Genomic DNA, 25,845 nt, shown 5'->3' with positions numbered 1-25,845 from the left:
GGAGAAACCATGGCAGAGAAAACGCCTTACGTCCCACCCAAGGTCTGGACGCCGGCCGCCTCCGGCGGCGCCTTCGCCAACATCAACCGCCCGGTGGCCGGGCCCACCCACGACAAGGAACTTCCTATCGGCCAACACCCGCTCCAGCTGTATTCGCTGGGTACGCCCAACGGCGTCAAGGTCACGATCATGCTGGAGGAACTGCTGGCCCTTGGCCACGCGGGCGCCGAGTACGACGCCTGGCTGATCCGCATTAACGAGGGCGACCAGTTCTCCAGCGGTTTCGTCGAGATCAACCCGAACTCGAAGATCCCGGCGCTGGTCGACCGCAGCGGCGCCGAGCCGCTGCGCGTGTTCGAATCCGGCTCCATCCTGCTCTACCTGGCCGAGAAGTTCGGCGCCTTCCTGCCCAGGGAGCTGGCGGCGCGCACCGAGACCCTGAACTGGCTGTTCTGGCAGATGGGTTCCGCGCCTTTCGTGGGCGGCGGCTTCGGGCACTTCTATGCCTATGCGCCGGAAAAGTTCGAGTATCCGATCAACCGCTATGCGATGGAAACCAAGCGCCAGCTCGATGTGCTGGACCGGCAGCTGGCCGAACACCGCTTCGTGGCCGGCAAGGAGTACACCATCGCCGACATGGCGATCTGGCCGTGGTACGGCGGCATGGTGCGCGGCGAAGCGTATGACGCGGCCGAGTTCCTGTCGGTGCACGAGTACAGGCACGTGGTGCGCTGGGCCGAGGAAATCGCGGCGCGGCCGGCGGTGATCCGCGGGCGCAAGGTCAACCGGGTGCGCGGCAAGCCCGACGAACAGGTGGCCGAGCGCCACCAGGCTTCCGACCTCGACTAAGGTCAGGCCGCGGCGCTTTCGAACAGGAAGCGCCGCGCCATTATCCGCGCCATCTCTTCCGCCGGCACCGGCCGCGCGATGTAGAAGCCCTGCACCTCGTTGCAATCGAGCCCGCGCAGGATCGCCAGCTGTTCCTCGGTCTCGACGCCTTCGGCCACTACCGACATGCCGAGCGCGTGGGCCATCGACACGATGGCCTGGAAGAACACCTTGCCCTCCTTCGACCTAGCCAGCTCGGTCGTGAAGGCGCGGTCCACCTTCAGCACATCCATCCTGAGCCGCTGCAGCTGCGACAGCGAAGAGTAGCCGGTGCCGAAGTCGTCCACGTGCAGCTTGACGCCGAGAGCGCGCAGCGCGGCCAGCTCGGCCAGGATGTCGTCGTGGTCGCCCATCATCGCCGACTCGGTGATCTCCACTTCGATCAGGCTGGCCGGCACGCGATAGCGCTCCAGTGCACTGCTCAGCTGGCGCTGCACGCCGCCGCGCAGGAACTGCTTGGGCGAGACATTGATCGACACCGGCACCAGCGCCACCCCGGCTTCGCGCCAGGCTGCCAGCTGGGCGCAGGCCTTGCCGATCACGGCTTCGCCGATGCGCACGATCAGGCCAGTCGATTCGGCCAGCGGAATGAAGTCACCCGGCGCGACCATGCCCAGCTCGGGATGGCGCCAGCGCAGCAGCGCTTCCATGCTCAGGAGTTCGCCGCTGCGCGCGTCCACGCGCGGCTGGTAGTGCAGCAGGAACTGGTCGGCCTCGATCGCTTCCAGCATGCGCTGCTTGAGGCGCGCGCGCGAATTCAGGTTCTGGGAATAGGCCGGGTCGAAGAAGCGGTACTGGCCCTTGCCTTCGTTCTTGCCCGCATACATGGCGATATCGCTGTGACGCACCAGGGTCTCGGCATCCAGCCCGTCGCGCGGATACATGGCGATGCCGACCGAGGCGCCCACCGCATGCAGCTCGTCCTTGAACAGGAAGGGCACGGCGAAGGCCTCGACGATGCGCGCCGCCACCGAGGCGGCCTGGCGCTCGCCCTCGCAGGGATGGAGCAGCACCACGAATTCGTCGCCGCCGAAGCGCGCCACCTGGTCGCTCGGGCGCAGCAGCGACAGCAGGCGCTGGGCGGCCGACTTGAGCAGCTGGTCGCCGGTGGCGTGGCCGTGCGAATCGTTGACGTGCTTGAACTCGTCCAGGTCGATGAACAGCAGCGCCAGCCCCGCCCCGCTGGCCCTGGCCTGGGCCAGCGCGGCCGGCATCGCGGCCAGGAAGGCATGGCGCGTGGCCAGGCCGGTCAGGCTGTCTTCGTTGGCCAGGCGTTCCAGCTGCACCTCGTGCTCCTTGCGCTCGCTGATGTCCTGCAGGGTGACCGCAAGGCCGTTGCCGACGCGGACCAGGCGCCGCCGTCCCCAGCCGATGTTCAGGCGGTTATCGAGCGGCAGCTTGCGGTCGTCTTCGTGGAAGCCCGCGTCCATCGCCTTGCGGTAGGTGGCCAGCAGCTCCTCGCCGAACAGCGCGCTGTCGATGCGCGACAGGCTGGCGCCCACCAGCTCCTCGCGCTTCATGCCGTAGAAGAAGGCGCCGCGCTCGTTGCAGTCGACGATGCGGAAGTCCTCGATCTCGCCGTCGCGCCCGCGTACCGCGGCCGCCATGTAGAAGCCGTCGTTGCCGCTCTCGGTGGCGGTGCGGTAGGCGCGCCGCACCTCGTCCTGCTCGCGTTCGCGCTGCAGCGCGCGCCGCGCCAGCACGGCGCCGAAGCCGCCCAGCAGCAGCAATCCCGCGGTGGCGACGATGGCGCGGTCGCGGCTCTCGGCCCAATAGGCCTGCGCGGCTTGCTGCGCTTCGCTGTGCGACAGGCCGACCAGGGCCACCAGCGGGTAGACCGTCGAATGGCGCCAGCCCAGTACCCGCGCCTTCGTATCCAGGAAGCCGCCGCTGCCTTCGACGAGGCGCACCCCGCGTTCGCTCGACCACATGGCGCCGCGCAGCGGCAGCAGCGGTCCGTCCGTGTCGGCGAAGGCGGCGCCGTCGCTGCGCTGTTCGATGCGCAGCCGTCCTTCTGTGCCGGCCATGGCCACCACGCCGTCCGCGCCCAGGGTGGCCGGGCTCACGAAGGAGGTGAAGTAGCGCGCGTCGACCGCCATCAGCACGATGCCGTCGAATTCGTCGTCGAGCGTGTCCAGGCGGCGCGTGAAGAGCACCGCTTCGCCGGCCTTGCCGAACAGCGCGGGCGCGGCGCCGACCCGCAGCGCGGTCGAGATGTGGTTGCGGTGCTGGGCGAAGAACTGGCCGCCGGAGATGTCCGCGCCCAGCAGCGCCGGACGGGTCGAGGAACGCACCACGCCGTCGCGGTCGATCACGGCCACCACGCGGAAGGCGCTGTCGGTGAACATGCCGTCGCGCCGCAGTTCGTCCAGCAGGCCGCGCTCGCGCGAATGCTCCCAGCTGAACTTGAGCTGCATGGTGATCTGGTCCATCTGCCCCACCGAGCGGGTGATGTACTGCTCGTAGGCTTCGGCGTAGGCGGCGGCATCCTTGCGCACCTGCGCTTCGGCACGCGCCTGCTCGGCGTCTGCGCGGAGCACGGTTGTGGTCCACAGCACGGCGCTGAGCAGCACGGCCAGCAAGGGCCAGGCGAAGACGGGAAAGCGGTGACTACGGAGAGGGGCCGGGGCCGAATGTTTGCTCATCAACGACAGTTTCAGTAAGGCATCTGTTGTCAGCTTACTGATGGAAGATGTCATCCTGATGACATCGTCTCTAGCGCCGTGCCACGATGCTGTAGCGCACCTCCAGCTCATCCTGCACCGACAGCAGCCCCCCGCCAACCGAGAACGGCGTGATGCCGAAATCGGTTTGCTTCAGGCGCAGCGTTCCGCTCGCACTCACCTGCGCCGCATCGGCCTGGACCGTGGCCGGCAGATCCAGCCGGTGCGTGACGCCGTGCAAGGTGACGGCAAGACGCGGGCGGCCGTCGGCCAGCCGCTCCGCACGCAGCAGCACTACCGGATAGCGCTGCGCCTCCAGCACCGGGCCGAGCATGTTCTTGCGCGTGCCCTCGACTGCCTGTGGCGACGGCTGCGTGGCGATCCCCGCGTCACGCAGCAGTTGCGGATCGTCGACCGTCATCTGGTCGGCACGAAACGAGACCTCGGCCCGGTCCGCACCGGGCGAGACATAGCCAGCCAGGGTGCGGCTGGCCACCACGTGGTCGTGCCCGAGCCGCGCCATGAGGCCCGCGCGGCGAACCGTGACGGCGACGAACGAGGCGCCCGGATCGACGGCGTAGGCGGCCGCCCCGGGCGCCGCTGTTGCGCGGTACGCGTCGGGCCCGGCTCCTGGAGCCGCCGGGCCTGTCGGCGCTTGTCCACAGGCGGACAGCAGCAACAGCAACGAAAGGTAGCGCTTCATATTGGCTGGACCGGTGTGGCCTCGACGGCCGACAGCGAACTTCTCCAGGGCTCAGTGTACGGCCGTTTGCCCTGAAAGCAAATGCCAGACGCCTCAGGTCGGCGAGAGCATGTAGCCCGCGCCGCGCACGGTCTTGATCAGGGACTTGGCGCGCCCCAGGGCCTTGCGCAGGCGCAGCACGTGGACGTCGACGGTGCGCTGGTCCAGGGTATCCGGCGTCTCCCACAAATGCGCCAGCAGCTGGGCGCGCGAGAATACCTGCCCCGGATGGCACAGCAGGAAGCGCAGCAGCCGGTATTCGGCATGGCGCACCTCGACCTTGTGGCTGCCCACGCGCACGCTGCAGCTCAGGGGGTCGAGCACCAGGCGGCCGGAGCGCAGCACGCGCGACGCGAGGCCGTCGTCCAGCGGCTGGGGGATGAATTCGGGAGCCGGCGCGGGAGCCGGTTCGGAAACGGCGCGCTCGCCCTCGGCGCAATCGGCCGCCAGCAGGATCACGGGACGCTCGCGCAGGCGATGGTCGCCGCGCAGGCGCGCCAGCAGGCGCATGCCGCCTTCCTGGCGCAGCATCGATTCCTGCAGCAGCAGTTCCGGGCGTTCGCGCCCAATGAAGTCCCAGGCCTGCGCCAGACTCGGCACGCTGTGCCAGATCCACTCGTCCTCGTGCAGCGAGAACTTGAGCAGTTCGGCAACCGCCGGCTTGTCGTCGACCACCAGGACGATCGTATTGGACCTTGTCATGGGAAGCTCAATGAACGTGGCGCAGGAAAACAGTCCGGCGGCCCAGGCCGCCGGACAGCTTGCGGTGCGGAGGGCTTAGTAGATCGCCTTGCCCGAACCGTCTTTCAGGCTGCTCTTCCAGGAGGCCTGCACCTGCTTGACCACCGATGCCGGCAGCGGCACGTAATCGAGTTCGGCGGCCGCCGGGGCGCCGTTCTTGAAGGCCCAGTCGAAGAACTTCACGACTTCGGCGCCCTTCTCGGCATTGGCCTGGCTCTTGTGCATCAGGATGTAGGACACGCCGGTGATCGGCCAGCTCTGCTTGCCCGCCTGGTCGGTCAGCACCACGCCGAAGCCCGGGGCCTTGGTCCATTCGGCGCTGGCGGCGGCGGCCTTGAAGTGCTCGTCGTCCGGCTGAAGGAAGGCGCCGTCCTTGTTCTTCAGCTGGGTGTGCGACAGCTTGTTCTTCTTGGCGTAGGCCCACTCGACATAGCCGATCGCGCCCTTGATGCGCTGCACGTTGGCGGCCACGCCTTCGTTGCCCTTGCCGCCCACGCCCACGGCCCACTTGACCGCGGTGCCGGCGCCGACCTTGCTCTTCCAGTCCGGGCTGACCTTGGACAGGTAGTCGGTGAACAGGAAGGAGGTGCCCGAGCTGTCGGCGCGGTGCACGACGGTGATGTCGGCGTCCGGCAGCTTCACGCCCGGGTTCAGGGCCGCGATCTCGGCCGCGTTCCACTTGGCGATCTTGCCCAGGTAGATGTCGGCGATGACCGGGCCGGTCAGCTTCAGCTGGCCGGGGGTGACGCCTTCGACGTTGACCACGGCGACCACGCCGCCCATGATGGCCGGGAACTGCATCAGGCCGTCGCTGTCCAGGTCTTCCGCCTTGAGCGGCATGTCCGAGGCGCCGAAGTCGACGGTCTTGGCCTTGATCTGCTTGATGCCGGCGCCCGAGCCCACCGACTGGTAGTTCAGGCCGGTGCCGGTCGCCGCCTTGTACGACTCGGCCCACTTGGCGTAGATCGGGTACGGGAAGGTTGCGCCCGCGCCGGTGATGTCGGCGGCAAACGAGGTCGTCATCACGAGTGCGGCGGCGGCGCCGGCGAGGATCTTCTTGATCATTGGCTTGGTATTCCTATTTCTGGTTTAAGGATGTGTTGTTTTGGACCACGAAAAAAGGATAGCGGCCGAATGTGACGGCAATGTGACTTCGGTTTGCCGTCGCGCGCGACCCGGCTGTTATGGTTTTGCTATGATGGGCGCTCCACCCCAACACATGGATGACACCGCATGCGCCCCCTGCTCCGTGTTTTCTGTTCCCTCCTGGCCGCCGGCGCGCTGAGCGCCTGCGCCAGCAACGAGCGCCTTCCCGAAGCCCGCTACACCCTGGTCGAGCGCCAGGTGCTGCCGCTCGACCAGCGCGTGACCCTCACCTACGAAGGCGCCGACGACAGCCGCTGCCCCGAGAACGCGCGCTGCATGTGGGCGGGCCAGGTGGCTTACCGCTTCACCCTGCGCATCGGCAATAGCGTGGCCCAGGCCTTCTACCTCGTGCCCGGCCGCCCTGGGCACACCAGCCCGGCCCTGCGCGGCTCGCGCATCGAACTCGACCGCAACCTGGTGGCGCCGCCGCGCGGCCTGGCGGAGGCCCGCCCGGTGTCGTATCCCGTGACGTTCAACATGTACGCCATGTGAGCCCAGGCTCACGGCCAGGAGCATCCATGAAGGCAAACGCGCTCGCGTGCGGGCTGGTGCTGTCCATCGTCGTCCAGCTGCCGGTGCTGGCGAAGACCCCGGTGGCCACCGGCACCGGCGGCGCGGTCGCGACCATCAGCGAGCAGGCCTCGCAGTCGGCGATGACCATCCTGAACCAGGGCGGCAACGCCGTCGACGCCGCCGTGGCCGCGGCCGCCACCCTGGGCGTGACCGATCCCTTCAGCTGCGGCATCGGCGGCGGCGGCTTCATGCTCATCTACCTGGCCAAGGACAAGCGCGTGATCACCATCGACCACCGCGAGACGGCGCCGGCCAGCTTCACGCCCGCCGTGTTCCAGGCCAACGGCAAGGAAATCGACTTCGAGACCGCGGTGGCCAGCGGCGCGGCGGTGGGCGTGCCGGGCACGGTGCGCGGCTGGCACGAGGCGCTGGAACGCTACGGCAGCATGCGCTTCAGGCAGGTGCTGGCGCCCGCCATCGCCGTCGCCGACAAGGGCTTCCGGCTCAATGAAACTTTCTTTCACCTGTCGACCGAAAATGAAAGGAAATTTCAGCAATTCCGGAGCACCAGCGCGCTCTACCTGAGCAAGGGCAAGCCGCTTCCCGCCGGCACCCTGCTGCGCAACCCCGGCATGGCCAGGGCCTACCGGGAAATCGCGGCCGGCGGCGTCGACGCCTTCTACGAAGGGCCGATCGCGCGCGCCATCGTCAATGCCGTCAACCGTCCGCCGGTCGCGCCGGGCAAGAGCGTGCGTCCCGGCCGCATGACCCTGGCCGACCTGGCCAACTACGAGGCGCGCATCCGCCTGCCGCTGCACAGCACCTACCGCGGCTACGACATCTACGGCATGCCCCTTCCCTCGAGCGGCGGCGCGACCGTGGCCGAAGCGCTCAACATCCTGGAAGGCTACGAGCTGGCCTCCATGCCGCGCGCCCAGGCCGAGCACCTCTACCTGGAGGCCAGCCGCCTCGCCTTCGCCGACCGCAACGCCTACCTGGCCGATCCCGAATACCTGGACGCGCCGGTCGCCGGCCTGCTGTCGAAGCAGTACGCGGCCCAGCGCCGCAAGCTCATCCAGCAGCGCGCCGCGGCGAACGTGGCGGCGGGCGATCCCTACATCTTCCAGGACGACCAGAGCGTGCCCCTGCGTCCGCAAGCCCAGCGCATGCAGCCGGACAGCCTGCACACCACCCACCTGACGGTGTCGGACAAGGACGGCAATGTGGTCTCCTACACCTTCACCATCGAATCCTGGGGCGGCAGCGGCATCGTGGTGCCGGGCTATGGCTTCATCCTCAACAACGAGATGACCGACTTCGACTTCAGCGGCCCCCACCCCAACGTGCCGGAAGCCGGCAAGCGCCCGCGTTCCAGCATGGCGCCGACCATCGCGCTCAAGGACGGCAAGCCGGCCTTCAGCATCGGCAGTCCGGGCGGCTCCACCATCATCACCACGGTGCTGCAAACCATCGTCAATTACCTCGACCTCAAGATGCCGATGCACGAAGCCCTCGACGCGCCGCGCATCAGCGAACGCAATGGCGAGGCCAGCTCGATCGAGCCGGGCTTCGCGGGCAGCGCGCAGGCGCGCGCCCTGGAAGCCTTCGGCCACCGCTGGGAAGCGAAACCGGAGGAAATCGGCGCTGCGAATGCGCTGGTGTTCAACCCGGACGGCACCGTCACCGCCGTCAGCGAAGGCAAGCGCCATGGTGTCGGCACGGCCCTGGTGCAGCGGCGCGGGCATTGATCTTGAACGTTGTTTTACGGCAACTAAATTGACAGGAAACCATGCAGATTGGCGGACAAGCACATAGCAAGATGTCATACTCTTGCCTGCCTTTTTTAACGAACGATCGTATCTAGTCGTGCGTGCACTTGCTTCTCACACTCCCTCTACCGCCCTTGAATCGCGCGACGGTCCGCGCCGGATCTGCCGCGTCCGCGCTTGCATCGAGATTCCCGGCCCTCCGCCGCTGCACGGCCGCACGCTCGACGTCGGCCTGGGCGGCATGGGTCTGCTCCTGCCGCATGCGCTGCCCGGCGGCCTGAATTGCCGTGTGCGTTTCTCGCTGTTCATCCAGGCCGCCATCCACCACTTCGACCTGCCGGCCCAGACGGTGGCCAGCGTCTTCCTGCGCGACGATGTCCGCCTCAGCCTGCGCTTCACCCAGGTGCCGCCTGCGAGCGCCAAGCTGCTGGGCGACTACGTCCGCTTCCATCTTTCCTGAGCTTTCCTCAGCTTTCATGCTGCACAGGCGGCTTTTTCGTACCGCCGTGCACTACACTGTCGCCATACAAAAATAATCACAAGGAGACACCATGAGCAATTTCATCACCCTGCTGCCTACCCTCCTGATCGGCGCCCTGGCCCTGATCATGTTCGGACTCGGCCTGTCCCTCACGCTCGGCGACTTCCGCCGCCTGCTCGGCCATCCGAAGGCGGTGGTCGTGGCGCTGGCGCTGCAGGCCCTGGTGCTGCCGGCGATCTGCTACGGCCTCATCGTGCTGTTCGGTGTGCCGCCCGTCTACGCGGTAGGCCTGATGCTGCTGGCCGCCTCGCCGGGCGGCGTCTCGGCCAACCTGTTCAGCCATCTGTTTGGCGGGAACGTCGCCATGAACATCTCGCTCACGGCGATCAACACCCTGCTGTCCATCGTCAGCCTGCCGCTGATCGCCAACTTCGCCATCGACACCTTCTCGAAGAGCGGCCAGGTGGTGCCGATGCAGACCGGGAAGGTGATCGAGGTGATCGGCATCGTCCTGATCCCGGTGGCGGTCGGGATGCTGGTCAAGCGCCGCGCGCCCGGCTTCGCCGCCCGCATGGACAAGCCGATGAAGCGCTTCTCGATGCTGGTACTGGCCCTGCTGGCGATCATCGCCTTCGCCAAGGAATGGAGCGCCCTCACCTCGTCCTTCGCCACCATCGGCCTGGCCGTCATCGCCTTCAACATCCTGAGCCTGGGCCTGGGCTACTACGTGCCGCGCCTGCTGGGCATGGACAAGGCCAACGCCGTGGCGATCGGCTACGAGATCGGCATCCACAACTCGACCCTGGCGATCTTTGTCGCGGTATCGGTGCTGGGCGACTTCCAGCTGATGGTGCCGGCCGCGATCTACTCGATCAGCATGTACGTGTTCGCCACCGCGTTTGGTATGCTGGTGCTGGGCAAGCCGCAGGCGGCGCCCGCCGCCGCCCAAGCCTGAACGGAGAACACGCACCACCATGCCTTTGATTCACAGTAAGGGGACCAGCGCCCACGACGACATGCGATTCCGGGAGCTGTTCGAGCAGGCCCGCGTCAGCATCCAGATCCTGTCGCCCTCCGGCCTCACCCTGTGCGTGAACAAGGCATGGGAAGAGCTGTGGCATATCCGCGAAGGCAGCGAGGTCTACGCCTATGTCCTGAGCGAGGCCTACAACATCCTGCACGATCCGCAGCTGCACGCGACCGGGATCGCGCCCTACCTGGAGCGGGCCCTGGCCGGCGAACTGGTCGAGATCCCCGCCATCCGCTACGACACCGCGGAACTCGGCTATCCCGGCCCGGCGCGCTGGGTCACCGCGCGCGCCCATCCGATCAAGGATGCCGACGGCAGGCTGCTCGAAGTGATGCTGATGCACGAAGACATCACCAAGCGGGTCGAAGCGGAGACCGCCCTGCGCCAGCGCGAGGAACGCTTCCGCTCCTTGGTGATGGCGACCACGCACATGGTCTGGACCACCGCTGGCGACGGACGCGTGATCGACGACATGCCGTCCTGGCGCGCGTATACCGGCCAGAGCCGGGAGCAGACGCGCGACTTCGGCTGGCTCGACGCCCTGCATCCCGACGACCGCGAACACACCAGCCGCAAGTGGAACGAGTGCCTGGCGGCCAAGTCGGTCTTCGTCGGCGACTACCGGGTGCGGCGCGCCGACGGCGAATACCGCTGGACCGCCGTCAAGGCCGTGCCCATCCTGAACGAGGGCGGCGAAGTGCGCGAGTGGATCGGCACCAATACCGACATCGACGACGCGGTCGCCGAGCGCGCCGAGCTGGCGCAGCGCCTGCACCGCGAGCGCCGCCAGTCGGCCCTGCTGGCCAAGGTGGCGCGCGCCTCGCAGAACCTGCACGCCGCGCTGTCGAGCGAGGACATCGCCGGCACCCTGGCGCTGGAAGTGCGCGACATCCTGGGCGTGCGCCACGCCGAGGTCAAGCTGGGCGCCGAAGACGCCGCAGTGGATTTCGAACGCAGCCGCCTGAGCGTGCCGCTGGTGAGCCGCAAGGGCGGCCGCATCGGCCTCATACACGCCTCGGACAAGATCGAGGGCGAATTCAGCGACGAGGACGAGGCGATCCTGGTGCAGCTCGCGGCCATCGCCGCCAACGGCTTCGAGAACGCCCGCCTGTACGCCTCGCTGCGCGAGCAGGACCGGCGCAAGGACGAATTCCTGGCCATGCTCGCCCACGAGCTGCGCAATCCGCTGGCGCCGATCTCGGCGGCGGCCGAAGTGCTCAAGCTGGCGGCGAGCGACGCGTACGTGCGCCGCTCGAGTGAAGTGATCGGCCGCCAGGTGCGCCACCTGACGGCGCTGGTGGACGACCTGCTGGACGTGTCGCGCGTGACGCGCGGCCTGATCGAACTGGATCGCAAGGTGCTCGACATCGAGAGCGTGGTGGCCAGCGCGATCGAACAGGCGCGGCCCCTGCTGGAAACGCGCCGCCACCGCTTCGAGCTGGCCCTCGAGGCCGGCGCGGCGCGCGTGCTGGGCGACGCCACCCGGCTGGTGCAGGTCTTGACCAACCTGCTGAACAACGCCGCCAAGTACACGCCGCCGGGCGGCCATGTGCGCCTGACGGTGGCGCGCGCAGGCAGCGGCATCAACCTGCAGGTCAGCGACGACGGCATCGGCATCGAGCCCGGCCTGCTGCCCCACGTGTTCGACCTGTTCACCCAGGCCGAGCGCACGCCGGACCGTTCGCAGGGAGGCCTCGGCATCGGCCTGGCCCTGGTGCGCAACATGGTGGCCCTGCACGGCGGCGACGTCGAAGCACGCAGCGCAGGCGCCGGCCAGGGCAGCACCTTCACGGTCTGGCTGCCGACGGTCTGATTGCATCGTCCTTAGCGCTAGGCCTGAAGAGCACTGAGCACGTCTGTGATATGCAGCACATATCACAGGAATGGAAATGATGTATTGGACAACTCACGGCCGAGCAGGCACGCTAGGGCTTTCATTTGCGCAGCACGAGGAAATCCCATGCCAACTTACCGTTCCCGTACCACGACCCAGGGCCGCAACATGGCCGGCGCCCGCGCGCTGTGGCGCGCCACCGGCATGAAGGACGGCGACTTCGAGAAGCCGATCATCGCCGTCGTCAATTCCTTCACCCAGTTCGTGCCCGGCCACGTGCACCTGAAGGACCTGGGCCAGCTGGTCGCACGCGAGATCGAAGCGGCCGGCGGCGTGGCCAAGGAATTCAACACCATCGCCGTCGACGACGGCATCGCCATGGGCCATGGCGGCATGCTGTACTCCCTGCCCTCGCGCGACCTGATCGCCGACTCGGTCGAGTACATGGTCAACGCCCACTGCGCCGACGCCATGGTCTGCATCTCCAACTGCGACAAGATCACCCCCGGCATGCTGATGGCCGCGATGCGACTGAACATCCCGGTGGTGTTCGTCTCCGGCGGCCCGATGGAAGCGGGCAAGGTGGTCAAGGTCGTCAACAACGACCGCAAGGTGATCAAGCTGGACCTGATCGACGCCATGATCAAGGCCGGCGACGCCAATGTGTCCGACGCCGACGTGCTGGAAGCCGAGCGCTCGGCCTGCCCCACCTGCGGTTCCTGCTCGGGCATGTTCACCGCCAACTCGATGAACTGCCTGACCGAGGCGCTGGGCCTGTCCCTGCCGGGCAACGGCACCATCGTCGCCACCCATTCGGACCGCAAGGAGCTGTTCCTGCGCGCCGGCCGCCTGATCGTGGAACTGGCCAAGCGCCACTACGAACAGGACGACTACTCGGTGCTGCCGCGCTCGATCGCCACCAAGGCCGCCTTCGAGAATGCGATGGCGCTCGACGTCTCGATGGGCGGCTCGACCAACACCGTGCTGCACCTGCTGGCGGCCGCGCACGAAGCGCAGGTGGAGTTCACGATGGCCGACATCGACCGCATTTCGCGCGAGGTGCCCTGCCTGTGCAAGGTGGCGCCGATGACCGACAAGTACCACATCGAGGACGTGCACCGCGCCGGCGGCATCATCTCCATCCTGGGCGAGCTGGCGCGCGCCGGCCTGCTCGACACTTCCCTGCCCACGGTGCACAGCCCGACCATGGGTGAAGCGATCGAGAAGTACGACATCCGCCGCAGCGACGACCGCGAGGTCCACCAGCTGTTCCGCGCCGCGCCGGGCGGCGTGCCGACCCAGGTGGCCTTCTCGCAGTCCGAACGCTTTGATGCCAATGACCTGGACCGCAGCCTTGGCTGCATCCGCGACCGCGAGCACGCCTATTCGCAGGACGGCGGCCTGGCGGTCCTGTACGGGAACATCGCCGAGAAGGGCTGCATCGTGAAGACGGCCGGCGTGGATGAGAGCATCCTGCAGTTCTCCGGCAAGGCGCGCGTGTTCGAAAGCCAGGACGCGGCGGTCGACGCGATCCTCGGCGACACGGTCCATGCGGGCGACGTCGTCATCATCCGCTACGAAGGCCCGAAGGGCGGCCCCGGCATGCAGGAGATGCTCTACCCGACCTCGTACATCAAGTCCAAGGGCCTGGGCAAGGCCTGCGCCCTGTTCACCGACGGCCGCTTCTCGGGCGGCTCCTCGGGCCTGGTGATCGGCCACGCCTCGCCGGAAGCGGCCGAAGGCGGCGCGATCGGCCTTGTGGAAGAAGGCGACCTGATCGACATCGACATCCCGGCCCGCAGCATCAACCTGCGCGTGGCGCCGGAGACCCTGGCGCAGCGCCGCGCGGCGATGGAAGCGCGCGGACGCGACGCCTGGCAGCCTGTGAACCGCGAGCGCGTGGTGTCGCAGGCGCTGCAGGCCTATGCGGCGCTCACCACCTCGGCGGACCGCGGCGCGGTGCGCGACCTGTCGCAACTGAAGCGCTGAGTAAGTTTGCCTGATATCAATGGCCGGCTCACAGTGCTGGTCATTGTTGCCCGCTGTGGAGGAGCATGGCCATTGTCAGAAAAATCTATATTTTCTTCTGACAGAAATTGCTCGGCATAGTCAGAAATAATAGCTAATTTTTCGGACAGAGAATGAGCATCCTTGTCCGAAAAAAGTGCTAAAATTTCTGACATGAGCGCATCTCTTCCCGAGTCCCGCAATACCCCGAGGACGCGTGCACAGCACAAGCCCGGCACCGACGCGTCCATACGAAAGCTGATTTCCAAAGCATCTCCCGGAAAAGTCTTTAGTGCCGCCGACTTCGCCCATCTTGGGAGCCGTGCGGCCGTCGACAAGGCATTGTCACGCCTCCGTAATGAAGGAAAGCTGCGGCGCCTGGCCCGGGGAATCTACGACGTACCTCGAGAGCACGACATTTTCGGAATCCTCGAACCAGAGGCATCCACCATTGCCCAGTCGATCGAAAGAAAATCCGCTGTGCGCCTGCAACCCTCCGGAGCCTACGCGGCCAACCTGCTCGGTCTCAGCGAACAGGTACCGCTGAAGCCCAGCTTCCTGACTGACGGCCCCTCCCGTACCGTCATCGTCGGCCACCAGGCTTTGGTGTTGAAGCACACTACGCCCAAGAACATGGCGACTGCCGGCCGCATCAGTGGTCTGGTCATCCAGGCACTCCGCCACCTCAAGAAGGAAAATATTGGGCCGGATATGATCGCCAGTCTGAAACGCAGACTGACACGGGAAGATAAGGCGGTCCTGAAGCGGGACTATCCGCTCGCACCGGTCTGGATAGGCAACATCATGCGCGAGCTCGCCGAGGACGACAAATAGGATGGCCGATTTCAACAAGCTGCCGCCGGAGGAACAGGGGCGTGCATTCAGCCAGGCCGCGGCCAGGAAAGGCTGGGCGGCGCCGAGCGTGGAAAAGGACTACTGGGTATGCATCACCTTGGGGCATCTCTTCGCCATGCCCGAACTCGAAGGGCACCTGACCTTCAAAGGCGGCACTTCGCTGTCGAAAGCCTGGGGACTGATCGACCGGTTTTCTGAGGACATCGACCTGACGATTGGTAGAGAGCTCCTGGGCTTCGGTGGAAAGGACAGTCCGGAGCATGCCCCATCATCCAAGCAGATGCACAGGCGCTTGGCAAACCTGCGCAAGGACGCAGCGCTTTTCGTTCAAGGACGTGTGTTGCCAAGCCTGCGCGACCGTATCAGCCGTGATCTCGCCCAGCAGGACTGGTCGCTGGAACTGGACCCGGACGATCCGGACCAGCAAACAATCCTGTTCAACTATCCCAGCCGGTTCGAGGACAATGCAACACGCTATCTGCGACCGCGCGTAAAGATCGAATTCGGTGCACGCTCGGATCCCTGGCCGGCAGTACAGCGTCCGATCCAGCCCATCATTGCCGAACTGTTTCCGAAACTGGAAATCGCCCCGGTCCAGGTTCAGGTTCTGGCTCCCGAAAGGACCTTTTGGGAAAAGGCCATGCTATTGCATGAAGAGCGATTCCGCCCCGCAGACAAGGCGCGTCGCGGAAGGATGGCGCGTCACTATTACGACCTGTACAGCTTGATCGGCCACGGCGTCGCCCGCGCTGCGGCTGCGGACCTCACCCTTTTCGAACAAGTGGCTGCGCACAGGCGGGTGTTCTTCAGGCAGACGTGGGTAGACTATGCGACCCTTCATCCGGCCACGCTGGACGTTCTACCGACCGAGGAACAGGTCGACGAGTGGCGCAAAGACTACGCCGCCATGCGGGCGGAGATGTTCAGCACCGAGCCACCCGCGTTCGATCTCATTCTCCAGCGCGTGCGCGATTTTCAGGATGCGTTCCGGCTCGGCTTGTCCGCAGCCGGCGAGCAGGCGGCAATCGGCCCAGGCGGCTGAACTTCGCCGCCAGGGCCCCACCGCCGGGACCTGCGAATGACAGGCGAAAAAAAGCCGGGGCTCGAAGCCCCGGCAAATGGCGGGAGACACTTACAAAAGCAAAAACACACCAACAGGTACTACAGGCACTACAGGAACTACAAGATTTACAGGTGCGGCACGATCTGCGGCATCAGGTCGTCGAAGGTGCGGCCGACGCCGTTCTCGCCGATCGCATGCATCTTCCATTCGCCGTTGTGGCGATACAGCTTGGCCATGATCTGGGCCGTGTGCGAGCCCTGCACGGACAGGTTGAAGCGCGCCACTTCCTGATTGTTCGCCGCGTTGACCAGGCGGCAGTACGCGTTCTCGACGGTCGAGAAGTTCTGGCCGGTGAAGCTGTTCACGGTGAACACCAGCGACCTGACGCTTTCCGGCACGCGGTTCAGCTCCACCACGATCTGCTCGTCGTCGCCATCGCCCGCACCGGTGCGGTTGTCGCCGCTGTGGCTGATGCTGCCGTCACGGCTCTTGAGCTGGCGGAACCAGACCACGTCCACCGGACGGTTGGATTCGTCGAACAGCACGCACGAGGCGTCCAGGTCGACGCTTTCCGACTTGCCGCCGCCGAAGCCGAAGAAGCCCTTCGACTTGGCCACGTCCCAGCCCAGTCCCATCGTCACACGGTTCAGCGATCCGCCGGCTTCCTTCTCCAGCGAGATCTTCTGCCCCTTTTGCAAATTGACTGCCATGATGAATCCTTTCTTGGTTAGCCGCGCTGCGGCTGCTGCATCCAGGCCTTGAAGGCATTGCGGTTGCGCGAGCACACGTAGACCTTGCCTTTGCCCGAGAAGCGCAGCACCATGCCTTCGCCGCTGGTCTGGCTGTTGATCAGGTTGCCCAGGAAGCCGCCGCTGGTGCCGGTCGTGATCGAGATCTCGTAGCGCAAGGTGCTGTCCCAGCACACCACATGGGCGTTGTCGATGATGGCGTCCTTGCCCGGTTCGACGTCCAGCATGGACATGGAGCCGAAGCCCGACACCACCACCTGGCCGCTGCCCGTGGTCTCGGTCACGAAGAAGCCGCCGCTCTGCGCGAACAGGGCGTTGCCGATGTTCTGGGTGCGCACTTTCAGGTCGACGCCGTTGCTGGCCGCGACGAAGGCGCCGTCGCTGATGATGTACTGGTTCGGGCCGCAGTCGACGATCTGCATGGCGCCCGGCAGGGTCGGCGACAGCAGGCAGTCGCCATCGCCGCGCGTGGCTTCGATGTGCTGCTGGAAGAAGGACTCGCCGTTGGCGAAGGTGCGCATCAGGGCGCTGCCCAGGCCACCCTTCATCTTGCCCTTCAGGTCGAGCGTCGATTCCATCATCACCATCGCGTCGGATTCGCAGTAGATGGTCTCGCCGCGGCGCATCGACACGTGCAGGAAGGGATCGACATCCCCGGTCACGGTAAATACTGGCATGGTGGACTTCCTTTCTTCAGGCGGCCTCTCGCGAGGCCGCCGCCTGTTAATGAATTAAACGTTGACGCCGTAGTTGCGGGCGAGTGGCCCCAGGCCGCCGGCGAAGCCCTGGCCGATCGCGCGGAACTTCCAGTCGGCGCCGTTGCGGTACACCTCGCCGAAGATCATCGCGCCTTCGGTCGAGCTGTCTTCCGACAGGTCGTAGCGGGCGATTTCCTGGTTGTTGCCGGCGTTGACGCAGCGGATGAAGGCCTTGCCGACCATGCCGAAGTTCTGGCGGCGGCTCTCGGCGTCGTGGATGGTCACGCCGAGCACCACCTTGTCGACGTCGGCCGGGACCTTGGTCAGATCGATCGAGACGGTTTCGTCGTCGCCTTCGCCTTCGCCGGTGCGGTTGTCGCCGGAGTGCACGACCGAACCGTCGCTTGATTTCAGGTTGTTATAGAAGATGAAATCGCTGTCCGAGCGGACCTTGCCGGACGAGTTCAGCAGAAACACGGCGCCGTCGAGGTCGAAGGCTGCGCCATCGGTGGCGCGCGTGTCCCAGCCGAGGCCGACCTTCAGCTGGGTCAGGCCAGGAGCTTCCTTCGACAGGTTGACGTTGCCGCCTTTTTGCAGACTGATTGCCATGATGTGAATCTCCTAAAGTAGGACTACATGTGAACACCTGGGTACTACCGCAGCGAGCTGGTGTTCTGCCGCTCGCCGGGGTTCTTGCCGCGCCGTCCCGCAGGACGGCGCGCTTGTTGCTTAGGCCGGCAGTTTCTCTGCGCCGCTGGCTTCCAGCGCGGCCTGCTGCTTCTTGTAGCGCATCGAGCTCCACAGCGAGGCGGCGATGAAGGCCACACCCGTCAGGCCCGTCACCAGCTCGGGCACGTGGAACTTCATACTCGCCAGCATGATCACGGCCAGGATACCGATCGCGTAGTGGGCGCCGTGCTCCAGGTAGACAAATTCGTCCAGGGTGCCCTTCTTGACCAGGAAGACGGTCATCGAACGCACGAACATCGCGCCGATCGCCAGGCCCAGCATGATGATCACGACGTCGGTGGTGATCGCGAAGGCGCCGATCACGCCGTCGAAGCTGAACGATGCATCCAGCACTTCGAGGTACAGGAAGCCGCCGATACCGCCGCGCTTGACCATGTCGCCCACTTCGCCGCCGCCTTCTTCGCCCTTCTCCAGCAGGCTGGAGATCATGTCCACGCCGACGTAGATCAGGATGCCCCACATGCCGGCGATCAGGACCAGCATCTTCTGCGCCTCTTCGACGTAGGTCGTGCTGAACAGCAGCGCGGCGATCGCGATCATCACCGAGATCGAGGACACCTTGCCCAGCGAACCCAGCTTGCGCTCGAAGTGGCCCAGCCAGTGGACTTCCTTCTCGTCATCCAGCAGGAAGTTCAGGAACACCAGCAGCAGGAACATGCCGCCGAAGGCCGCCACTTCCGCGTGGTGGTTGGTCAGGTGCGACGAGAACGATTTCGGATCCGTCAGCGCCAGGTTCCACACGTCCATCATGCCCAGGTCTGCGGCCACGGCCACGATCACCAGCGGGAACACGAGGCGCATGCCGAACACGGCGATGATCATGCCCAGGCCCAGGAACAGCTTGAGCCAGAACTCGTCCCAGCCCTTGAGCACCGAGGCGTTGACCACGGCGTTGTCGAAGGACAGCGAGACCTCCATGATCGACAGGATGGCCGCGACACCGATCGCGGTCATCGCGCCGGCCAGGCCGCTGTGTTCATAGCCCCACCAGCCCGCGAGCGCGAGGCAGACGAAGGTCACAAAAAATGACCCTGTGAAATGCTTCATTGGTTTTCTCCCGTTGAATATAAAAATTAATGTGGACGCAGTGTAGGCTTTTGCAACATCATGGAAAAGCGAAGATAATCGAAGAGTTACTTCTAAAAAACGGAAGAAATGAAAAACACTCCCCCGAATTTCCGCCACCTGCACTACTTCTGGGTGGTCGCCAAGGAAGGCAGCATCACCCGCGCCGCCGAGCGCCTGGGCCTGGCCATCCAGACCGTCAGCACCCAGCTGGCCCTGCTGGAACAGTCTTTCGGCAAGGCCTTGTTCACCCAGCAAGGCAGGCGGCTGACCCTGACCGAAGCGGGCCGCCTGGTCCTGTCCTACGCGGACCAGATCTTCCTGCTGGGCGAGCAGATGCAGGAAGCGCTGGACGAATCCGGCAGCTCGCGCCTGCGCCTGACGGTGGGCATTTCGGATTCGCTGCCCAAGTTCACCGCCTACCGGTTGCTGGAAGTCACGACCCAGCTCGACAAACAGGTCAGGCTCGTGTGCTACGAAGACCAGTATGAAGCGCTTCTCGGCGACCTGGCGCTCCACAAGCTCGACGTGGTGCTAACCGACCGCGCGGTGCCGACCGGCACCACCCTGCGCGTGTTCAGCCACCTGCTGTCGGAAAGCGAGATGTTCGTGGTCGGCGCCCCGCACCTGGCCGACAGCTACCGCGAAGGCTTCCCGCGCTCGCTGCACGGCGCTCCCTTCCTGCTGCCCACCCGCGACACCGCATTGCGCGGCAAGATCGACGCCTGGTTCGAGCGCCATGGCATCCACCCCGACGTGGCCGGCGAATTCGAGGACAACGCCCTGCTCAACACCTTCGGACGGCGCGGGCTGGGCCTGTTCTTTACCCCGGCCGCGCCGGCCGCCCAGATCGAGATCCAGCTCGGCGCGGCCCTGGTCGGCCGGGTGCCCGAGGTACGCGAGCATTTCTACGCGATCTCGAACGAACGCAAGATCAAGCATCCGGCGGTCGAGGCCATCCTCAACGCGGTACACGAAGGCGCGCTGGCCAACGGTTGAGTGATTGAGCGGTACAATGGTGGCGGCTTTGCCTTTTGTTAACTCTTCAACTTTATGGAAAACTTTCTATTCGTCGTTCTTGCGCTCTTCCTGGTTGCGCTGAACGGCTTCTTCGTGGCGGCCGAATTCGGCATCGTCACGTTGCGCAAGACCCGTGTCCGGGCCATCGCCAAGACGGCGGGGCTGCGCGGACGCATCCTGGCCAAGGTGCACGGCCAGCTCGACGCCTACCTGTCGGCTTGCCAGCTGGGCATCACCCTCGCCTCCCTGGGCCTGGGCTGGGTCGGCGAGCCGGCCTTCGCCAGGCTGCTCGAACCGCTGTTCGCCCTGGCCGGCGTCACCTCGCCCGAAGTGATCCATGGCGTGTCCTTCATCATCGCCTTCTCGGTGATCTCCTTCCTGCACATCGTGGTGGGCGAGCTGGCGCCGAAAACGCTGGCGATCCGCGTACCGGAATCGGTGGCGCTGTGGTGCGCCCTGCCGCTGTACGCCTTCTACTGGTCGATGTATCCGGCGATCTGGCTGCTCAACGCCAGCGCCAACACGGTGCTGCGCCTGGCCGGCCTGGCCGGCGCCGGCAGCCACGACACCCATTACTCGACCGACGAACTCAAGCTCATTCTGCGCACCAACACCAGCACCAGCGCGGGCGAAAGCAAGGGCGGCTCGGACGGCAAGTTTACCCACGACGAGCGCAACATCCTGGCGCAATCGCTCGACTTCAGCCAGCTGGCGGTGTCGGACCTGATGCGCCCGATTAACGAGGTGAGCGCGCTGTACGCCAGCCGCGGCCTGGAGCAGAACCTGGAGACGGTGCGCCGCAACCGCTTCTCGCGCTATCCCTATTTCGACCAGGACGGCGAGGAAGTGCTGGGCGTGATCCACCTGAAGGACCTGTTCTTCGCCTTGCAGGCCGGGCGCGCGATCACCGACCTGACCCAGTTCCTGCGCCCGGTCGAGACGATCTCGGCGCGCACCCCGGCCCAGGACATCTTCCGGCGCTTCCGCAGCGGCGCCCCGCACTTCGCCCTGATCGGCGAAAAGGGCAAGCGCCCGGTCGGCTTCATCACCCTCGACAACCTGCTGGGCGCGATGGTGGGCGAGATCCGCGACGAATTCCGCCTCAACGAGAACGACTGGCTCAAGCAGGCCGACGGCACCTACATCGGCAAGGCCAGCCTGCCGATCTTCTCGCTCGAGCGCGTGCTCGGCATCGATATCGACAACGAAGAGATGGGCCTGGACGACGTGGAATCGGTCGGCGGCCTCTTGATGGCCAAGCTGGGCGATATTCCCAAGCAGGGCCAGCGCATCGAATTCCCGCGCTTCGACGTGGTGGTGAAAAAGATGAACGGGCCGCGCATCCTGCTGGTCAAAGTATTTCCAAGACTGGAACGCGGCGACGGCGATGACGACCAGGATTGACGAGGCATTGGGGAAACCGGCATGAGTGTCCAGCGACGCAACAACGTCCATATCGTCGGCGGCGGCGACGCCACCCTGGTGTTCGCGCATGGCTTCGGCTGCGACCAGAACATGTGGCGCTTCCTGGCGCCCTACTACGCGACGCGCTACCGCACCGTGCTGTTCGACCTGGTCGGCAGCGGCCAGTCCGATCACGCCGCCTACGACCGCGGCAAATACGGCAGCCTGCACGGCTACGCCGACGACCTGGTCGAGATCGTCGACGAGTTCGGCAAGGGGCCGGTGGTCTTCGTCGGCCATTCGGTGAGCGCCATGATCGGCATGCTGGCCACCATCAAGGCGCCCGAGCGCTTCGCGGCCCAGGTCATGATCGGCCCTTCGGCCTGCTACCTCAACGACGGCTATTACCTGGGCGGCTTCGCCAGGCGCGACCTCGAGGAACTGCTCGCCAGGATGGAAGAGAACTACCTGGAGTGGTCGACGGCGATGGCGCCGCTGATTATGGGCGCGCCCAACCAGCCCAAGCTGGGCAAGGAGCTGACCGACAGCTTCTGCCGCAGCAATCCCGACATCGCGCGCCACTTCGCGCGCGTGACCTTCCTGTCCGACCTGCGCGACGAGGTGTGCGCGTCGAACACGCCGGCCCTCATCCTCCAGTGCACGGACGACCTGATCGCGCCGCGCACGGCCGGCGAGTTCCTGCAGCGGCAGCTGCCGCGCGCCAGCCTGCGCATGATCGAAAACATCGGCCATTGCGCGCACATGAGCGCGCCGGGGGCCTGCGTGCGCGAGATCGACGCCTACCTGGCCGGCGTCCTGCGCTGACCGCTATCCCATACGCATAGGGCGCACGGTTGAAACAGATGGCATCGTAAATTGTAAAAAAGATATAATCCACAGTTGATGAGCGGGCCTTCGCTCCTTCGACCGAGAGTATGATGTCCATCATTACCAGAAACAATGTGCGCGTCACGGGCGACGGCGCGGCAACGATGATGTTCGCGCATGGTTTTGGCTGCGACCAGACCATGTGGCGCTTCATGGCCCCGGCCTTCGCGGACCGCTACCGCACCGTTACCTTCGATCTTACCGGCAGCGGCGGCTCGGACCTGCGCGCCTACGACCACGCCCGCTACGGCAGCCTGCACGGCCATGCCGACGACGTGCTGGAGATCCTCGACGCCTGTGGCGCCACCGGCCCGGTGGTCTTCGTCGGCCATTCGGTCAGCACCATGATCGGCCTGCTGGCCACCATCAGGGCGCCGGAACGCTTCGCGGCCCAGGTCATGGTCGGCCCCTCGCCCTGCTACATCAACGACGGCGACTACGTGGGCGGGTTCAGCCGCGCGGACATCGACGAGCTGCTCGAGACGATGGAAGCGAACTACCTCGGCTGGTCGAGCAGCATGGCCCCCGCCATCATGGGCGTCCCCGGACGTCCGGATCTGCGCCAGGAATTGACCGACAGCTTCTGCCGCAACGACCCGGAAATCGCCAAGCACTTCGCCCGCGTCACCTTCCTGTCCGACCACCGCGCGGACCTGCCGCTGTCGCGCGTGCCGGCGCTGATCCTGCAGTGCAGCGACGACCTGATCGCCCCGCGCTCGGTAGGCGACTACCTGCACCGCCACCTGCCGGCCAGCACCCTGCACGTGATCGAGAACATCGGGCACTGCCCGCACCTGAGCGCGCCGACCGAGAGCTCGCAAGCGATCGACGCCTTCCTGGCCCAGACCTTGCGCTGACGTGGCCGATGCCCTGCCCGCCGGCGACTTCCTGTTCGAGCATGCGGCCTGCGGCCTGCTGCTGACCGACCAGGCGGGCCTCATCCTGCGCGCCAACACCATGGCGCGGTGCTGGCTCGGCTACGAACCAGGCGAGCTGGAAGGAAAGCTGCGCATGCTCGACCTCCTGCCGGTCGGCGCGCGCCTGTTCCATCACACCCACTGCCTGCCGATCCTGCAGGTGCAGCGCTCGGTGGCCGAGATCCAGGTCGACCTGCGCAACCGCGCCGGCGAACGCTTCCCGGTGCTGATCAACATCGTGCGCTCCCAGGAAGGCGGCCTCCACTTCGACCAGTGGGCGCTGTTCAAGGCCGTCGACCGGCGCGCCTACGAGCGCGAGCTGCTGGCGGCGCGCAAGGCCGCCGAGGCGGCGCTGGAAGCGCGGCGCGGCGCCGAGGCGCGGCTGCAGGAAGCGAATGCCCGCCTGTCGGCGCTCGACCGCCGCAAGGACGAATTCCTGGCCACCCTGTCGCACGAGCTGCGCAATCCACTGGCGCCCATGCGCAGCGCACTCGACGTCCTCAAGCTGAAGTTCGGCGCCAGCGCCGACGAGCGCCTGCTGCGGGCCTTCGACCGCCAGCTGCGCCATCTCACGCGCCTGGTGGACGACCTCATGGAAATCTCGCGCATCACCCAGGGGCGGATGCAGCTGCGCCGCGAGGCGGTCGAACTCAGCGCCCTGGTGCACGCCGTCGCCCACGATGTGGCGCCGGTCATGGACGCCGCCCGCCACACCCTGCGGCTGCGCGTGGCCCAGCCGCCCGTGGTCGTCGACGGCGATGCGACGCGGCTGGCCCAGGTGATCATCAACCTGCTCACCAATGCGGCCAAGTACACGCCCGAAGGCGGCCTGGTCGACCTGGAACTCGATTGCGATCCCGGCCACGCCACGATCCGGGTGCGCGACAACGGCATCGGCCTGCCTGCCGACGCGCTGGCGAGCGTGTTCGACATGTTCTCCCAGCTGGAACCCGCCCTCGAACGCGCAAAAGGGGGATTGGGCATCGGCCTGGCCATGGTGCGCGGCATCGTCGCCCTGCACGGCGGCAGCGTGCGCGCCGACAGCGAGGGTCCCGGGCGTGGCAGCACCTTCAGCATCACCCTGCCGCTGGCTGCGGGCGCCGCCTGCCATGCAGGCATGGATCCTGGTGAGGAGGTGGCGCCGGCCCGCCCCGCCGCCGCCGCCGCCGTCCGCATCCTGATCGTCGACGACAACGTGGATGCGGCCGACACGCTGGGCATGGCGCTGGAGCTGTTCGGCTGCGAGACCAGGATCGTTCACACGGCGGCGGCCGCGCTGGAACTGGCGCCCGCATTCGCGCCGCAAGTGGCGCTGCTCGATATCGGCCTGCCCGACATGACCGGCTACGAGCTGGCTCGCCGGCTGAGGGCCTTGTCCGGCCTGCAGCGCGTCACGCTGATTGCCGCCACCGGCTGGGGACAGCAGAAAGACCGGGAGCTGGCCTTCGACGCGGGATTCGATCACCACCTGACCAAGCCGATCGACCTGGAACGGCTGCTGCTGCTGCTGGCGGCCGAACGGCCCTGAGGGCCGCACGCCCTACTGCTTGACGATCTGGTCCTTGGTGCCGGTCCACTCGCTCATCAGGGAATAGCCGACCGCCAGCAGGACCGGGCCGATGAACATGCCGACGAAGCCGAAGGCGATCACCCCGCCCAGCACGCCGAGCAGGGTGAGCAGGAAAGGCAGGCTGCTGCCGCGGCTGATCAGCATCGGGCGCACCACGTTGTCGACGCCGCTGATCAACAGGGCGCCCCAGACCGCCATGAAGATGGCCCAGCCGGTTTCGCCCTGCGCGAACAGCCACAGCGCCGCCCCGCCCCACACCAGCGGCGGGCCCACCGGCACCAGCGAGGACAGGAACACCAGCACCGACAGCAGGGGCACGGCCGGCACCCCGGCGATGAAGAAGCCGATCGCCGCCACGATGGCCTGGGCCAGCGCGGTGCCGAGCAGGCCGTACATCACGCCGCGCACCGTCTGGCTGACGGTGTGCTGCACCGATTCGGCGCCCTCGCCCATGACCTTCTTCATGGTCACGGCGATCACGTCGAGCAGCGCGTTGCCGTCGCGGTAGAAGAAGAAGCTGACGAAGGCCGCAAGGCTCATCTGCATCACGCCGGTGCCGAGCATGATGCCGCCGGCCAGCAGCCAGCGGCGCGCCGGCTCCACCATGCGCTGGGCCAGTTCCACCATGCGCTCGCGGCTGGCGATCAGCTGGCGCAGGTAGGTGTCGACCGACTCGCCCACCAGCGGAATCTCGCGCAGCCAGGACGGCGGCACCAGCTCGCGGTGCTCGACCAGGCTGCGCAGCTCTTCGAAACCGCGGGCGACGTCGTCGGCCAGGTTGTAGGCGACCATCGACAGCGGGAAGATGACCAGGAAGGTCAGGGTCAGCGTCATCGTCAAGGCCGCCAGGCTGCGGCGGCCGCGCATGGCGCGCAGCAGGCGCAGGTAGAGCGGCCAGGAAGAGATGACGACGGCGGCCGCGAACAGGATCGCGGCGAGGAAGGGTTTAAGAACGTAGAGGCAGCCCAGCGTCAGCAGGACGACAATGGCGATACGGGTGTAGTTCCTGCCCTGAGCTTGTTCCATGCCTTCGATGGGAGTTGGTATTTACG

23 protein-coding genes are annotated in these 25,845 nt (G+C 66.2%); 14 read left to right on the top strand and 9 right to left on the bottom strand.

Annotation, left to right across the window (positions count from 1 at the left end):
• The first annotated feature begins 9 nt into the window (after positions 1–9).
• Positions 10–849, top strand: a complete 840-nt coding sequence (gene yghU, locus KBW95_RS17030; RefSeq protein ID WP_211528833.1) for a glutathione-dependent disulfide-bond oxidoreductase — start codon at positions 10–12, stop codon at positions 847–849.
• 2 nt (positions 850–851) lie between these two features.
• Here the strand turns inward: yghU and KBW95_RS17025 are convergent, their stop codons facing one another.
• From KBW95_RS17025 to pstS, 4 genes are all read right to left on the bottom strand, one after another.
• The gene (locus tag KBW95_RS17025; protein WP_211528832.1) at positions 852–3,533 is read right to left on the bottom strand and encodes an EAL domain-containing protein; all 2,682 of its coding nucleotides are present in this window, start codon (positions 3,531–3,533) and stop codon (positions 852–854) included.
• A gap of 70 nt (positions 3,534–3,603) precedes the next feature.
• Positions 3,604–4,254: a YceI family protein gene (locus tag KBW95_RS17020; protein WP_211528831.1), complete on the bottom strand. Its 651-nt coding sequence runs from the start codon at positions 4,252–4,254 to the stop codon at positions 3,604–3,606.
• A 93-nt stretch (positions 4,255–4,347) separates the two neighbouring features.
• A complete protein-coding gene (locus KBW95_RS17015) occupies positions 4,348–4,995 on the bottom strand; it encodes a response regulator transcription factor (RefSeq protein ID WP_211528830.1) in 648 nt (215 codons plus the stop codon).
• 75 nt (positions 4,996–5,070) lie between these two features.
• Positions 5,071–6,099, bottom strand: coding sequence for a phosphate ABC transporter substrate-binding protein PstS (gene pstS / locus KBW95_RS17010; RefSeq protein WP_211525344.1), 1,029 nt, complete (start codon positions 6,097–6,099; stop codon positions 5,071–5,073).
• 168 nt (positions 6,100–6,267) lie between these two features.
• Here pstS and KBW95_RS17005 point away from each other — a divergent pair, with 168 nt between their 5' ends.
• The 8 genes from KBW95_RS17005 to KBW95_RS16970 all read left to right on the top strand — a co-directional run bounded on the left by KBW95_RS17005 (position 6,268) and on the right by KBW95_RS16970 (position 15,711).
• Positions 6,268–6,672 carry a hypothetical protein gene (locus tag KBW95_RS17005; protein ID WP_211528829.1) on the top strand — a complete coding sequence of 135 codons (405 nt, stop codon included), beginning with the start codon at positions 6,268–6,270 and terminating at the stop codon, positions 6,670–6,672.
• Between the two features lie 26 nt (positions 6,673–6,698).
• On the top strand, positions 6,699–8,441 hold the full coding sequence (gene ggt, locus KBW95_RS17000) for a gamma-glutamyltransferase (protein WP_211528828.1): 1,743 nt from the start codon (positions 6,699–6,701) through the stop codon (positions 8,439–8,441).
• Between the two features lie 118 nt (positions 8,442–8,559).
• A complete protein-coding gene (locus KBW95_RS16995) occupies positions 8,560–8,922 on the top strand; it encodes a PilZ domain-containing protein (protein ID WP_211528827.1) in 363 nt (120 codons plus the stop codon).
• A 91-nt stretch (positions 8,923–9,013) separates the two neighbouring features.
• A complete protein-coding gene (locus tag KBW95_RS16990; protein WP_211528826.1) occupies positions 9,014–9,898 on the top strand; it encodes a bile acid:sodium symporter family protein in 885 nt (294 codons plus the stop codon).
• Positions 9,899–9,917: 19 nt separating this feature from the next.
• Entirely contained in the window at positions 9,918–11,786 is a 1,869-nt protein-coding gene (locus KBW95_RS16985; RefSeq protein ID WP_211528825.1) for a PAS domain-containing sensor histidine kinase, read from the top strand.
• 147 nt (positions 11,787–11,933) lie between these two features.
• Entirely contained in the window at positions 11,934–13,796 is a 1,863-nt protein-coding gene (gene ilvD / locus KBW95_RS16980; RefSeq protein ID WP_211528824.1) for a dihydroxy-acid dehydratase, read from the top strand.
• A gap of 162 nt (positions 13,797–13,958) precedes the next feature.
• Entirely contained in the window at positions 13,959–14,648 is a 690-nt protein-coding gene (locus tag KBW95_RS16975) for a DUF6088 family protein (RefSeq protein ID WP_211528823.1), read from the top strand.
• Between the two features lies 1 nt (position 14,649).
• On the top strand, positions 14,650–15,711 hold the full coding sequence (locus KBW95_RS16970; RefSeq protein ID WP_211528822.1) for a nucleotidyl transferase AbiEii/AbiGii toxin family protein: 1,062 nt from the start codon (positions 14,650–14,652) through the stop codon (positions 15,709–15,711).
• A gap of 146 nt (positions 15,712–15,857) precedes the next feature.
• Here KBW95_RS16970 and KBW95_RS16965 read toward each other — a convergent pair whose 3' ends face one another.
• From KBW95_RS16965 to KBW95_RS16950, 4 genes are all read right to left on the bottom strand, one after another.
• A complete protein-coding gene (locus tag KBW95_RS16965) occupies positions 15,858–16,442 on the bottom strand; it encodes a TerD family protein (RefSeq protein ID WP_211528821.1) in 585 nt (194 codons plus the stop codon).
• 17 nt (positions 16,443–16,459) lie between these two features.
• Positions 16,460–17,158: a TIGR00266 family protein gene (locus tag KBW95_RS16960; RefSeq protein ID WP_211525335.1), complete on the bottom strand. Its 699-nt coding sequence runs from the start codon at positions 17,156–17,158 to the stop codon at positions 16,460–16,462.
• 54 nt (positions 17,159–17,212) lie between these two features.
• On the bottom strand, positions 17,213–17,788 hold the full coding sequence (locus tag KBW95_RS16955) for a TerD family protein (protein WP_211525334.1): 576 nt from the start codon (positions 17,786–17,788) through the stop codon (positions 17,213–17,215).
• Between the two features lie 120 nt (positions 17,789–17,908).
• Positions 17,909–18,976, bottom strand: coding sequence for a DUF475 domain-containing protein (locus KBW95_RS16950; protein WP_211528820.1), 1,068 nt, complete (start codon positions 18,974–18,976; stop codon positions 17,909–17,911).
• Positions 18,977–19,084: 108 nt separating this feature from the next.
• Here KBW95_RS16950 and nhaR point away from each other — a divergent pair, with 108 nt between their 5' ends.
• The 5 genes from nhaR to KBW95_RS16925 all read left to right on the top strand — a co-directional run bounded on the left by nhaR (position 19,085) and on the right by KBW95_RS16925 (position 24,751).
• Positions 19,085–19,993 (top strand): transcriptional activator NhaR, encoded by a 909-nt coding sequence (gene nhaR / locus KBW95_RS16945; RefSeq protein WP_211525332.1) that lies wholly within the window; start codon positions 19,085–19,087, stop codon positions 19,991–19,993.
• Between the two features lie 54 nt (positions 19,994–20,047).
• Positions 20,048–21,418, top strand: coding sequence for a hemolysin family protein (locus tag KBW95_RS16940; RefSeq protein ID WP_211525331.1), 1,371 nt, complete (start codon positions 20,048–20,050; stop codon positions 21,416–21,418).
• A gap of 21 nt (positions 21,419–21,439) precedes the next feature.
• On the top strand, positions 21,440–22,243 hold the full coding sequence (locus KBW95_RS16935) for an alpha/beta fold hydrolase (protein WP_211528819.1): 804 nt from the start codon (positions 21,440–21,442) through the stop codon (positions 22,241–22,243).
• 113 nt (positions 22,244–22,356) lie between these two features.
• Positions 22,357–23,163, top strand: coding sequence for an alpha/beta fold hydrolase (locus KBW95_RS16930; protein WP_211528818.1), 807 nt, complete (start codon positions 22,357–22,359; stop codon positions 23,161–23,163).
• Position 23,164: 1 nt separating this feature from the next.
• On the top strand, positions 23,165–24,751 hold the full coding sequence (locus KBW95_RS16925) for an ATP-binding protein (RefSeq protein WP_211528817.1): 1,587 nt from the start codon (positions 23,165–23,167) through the stop codon (positions 24,749–24,751).
• A gap of 12 nt (positions 24,752–24,763) precedes the next feature.
• On the opposite strand, the gene KBW95_RS16920 is transcribed toward KBW95_RS16925, so the two are convergent.
• Positions 24,764–25,819, bottom strand: coding sequence for an AI-2E family transporter (locus KBW95_RS16920; RefSeq protein ID WP_211528816.1), 1,056 nt, complete (start codon positions 25,817–25,819; stop codon positions 24,764–24,766).
• Positions 25,820–25,845: the final 26 nt, after the last annotated feature.

The organism is Massilia sp. ZL223 (assembly GCF_018119395.1).
Classification (GTDB): Bacteria; Pseudomonadota; Gammaproteobacteria; order Burkholderiales; family Burkholderiaceae_D; genus Telluria.
Note: the sequence above shows the minus strand (reverse complement) of the source record. Positions and strands in the feature narration are given on the sequence as shown.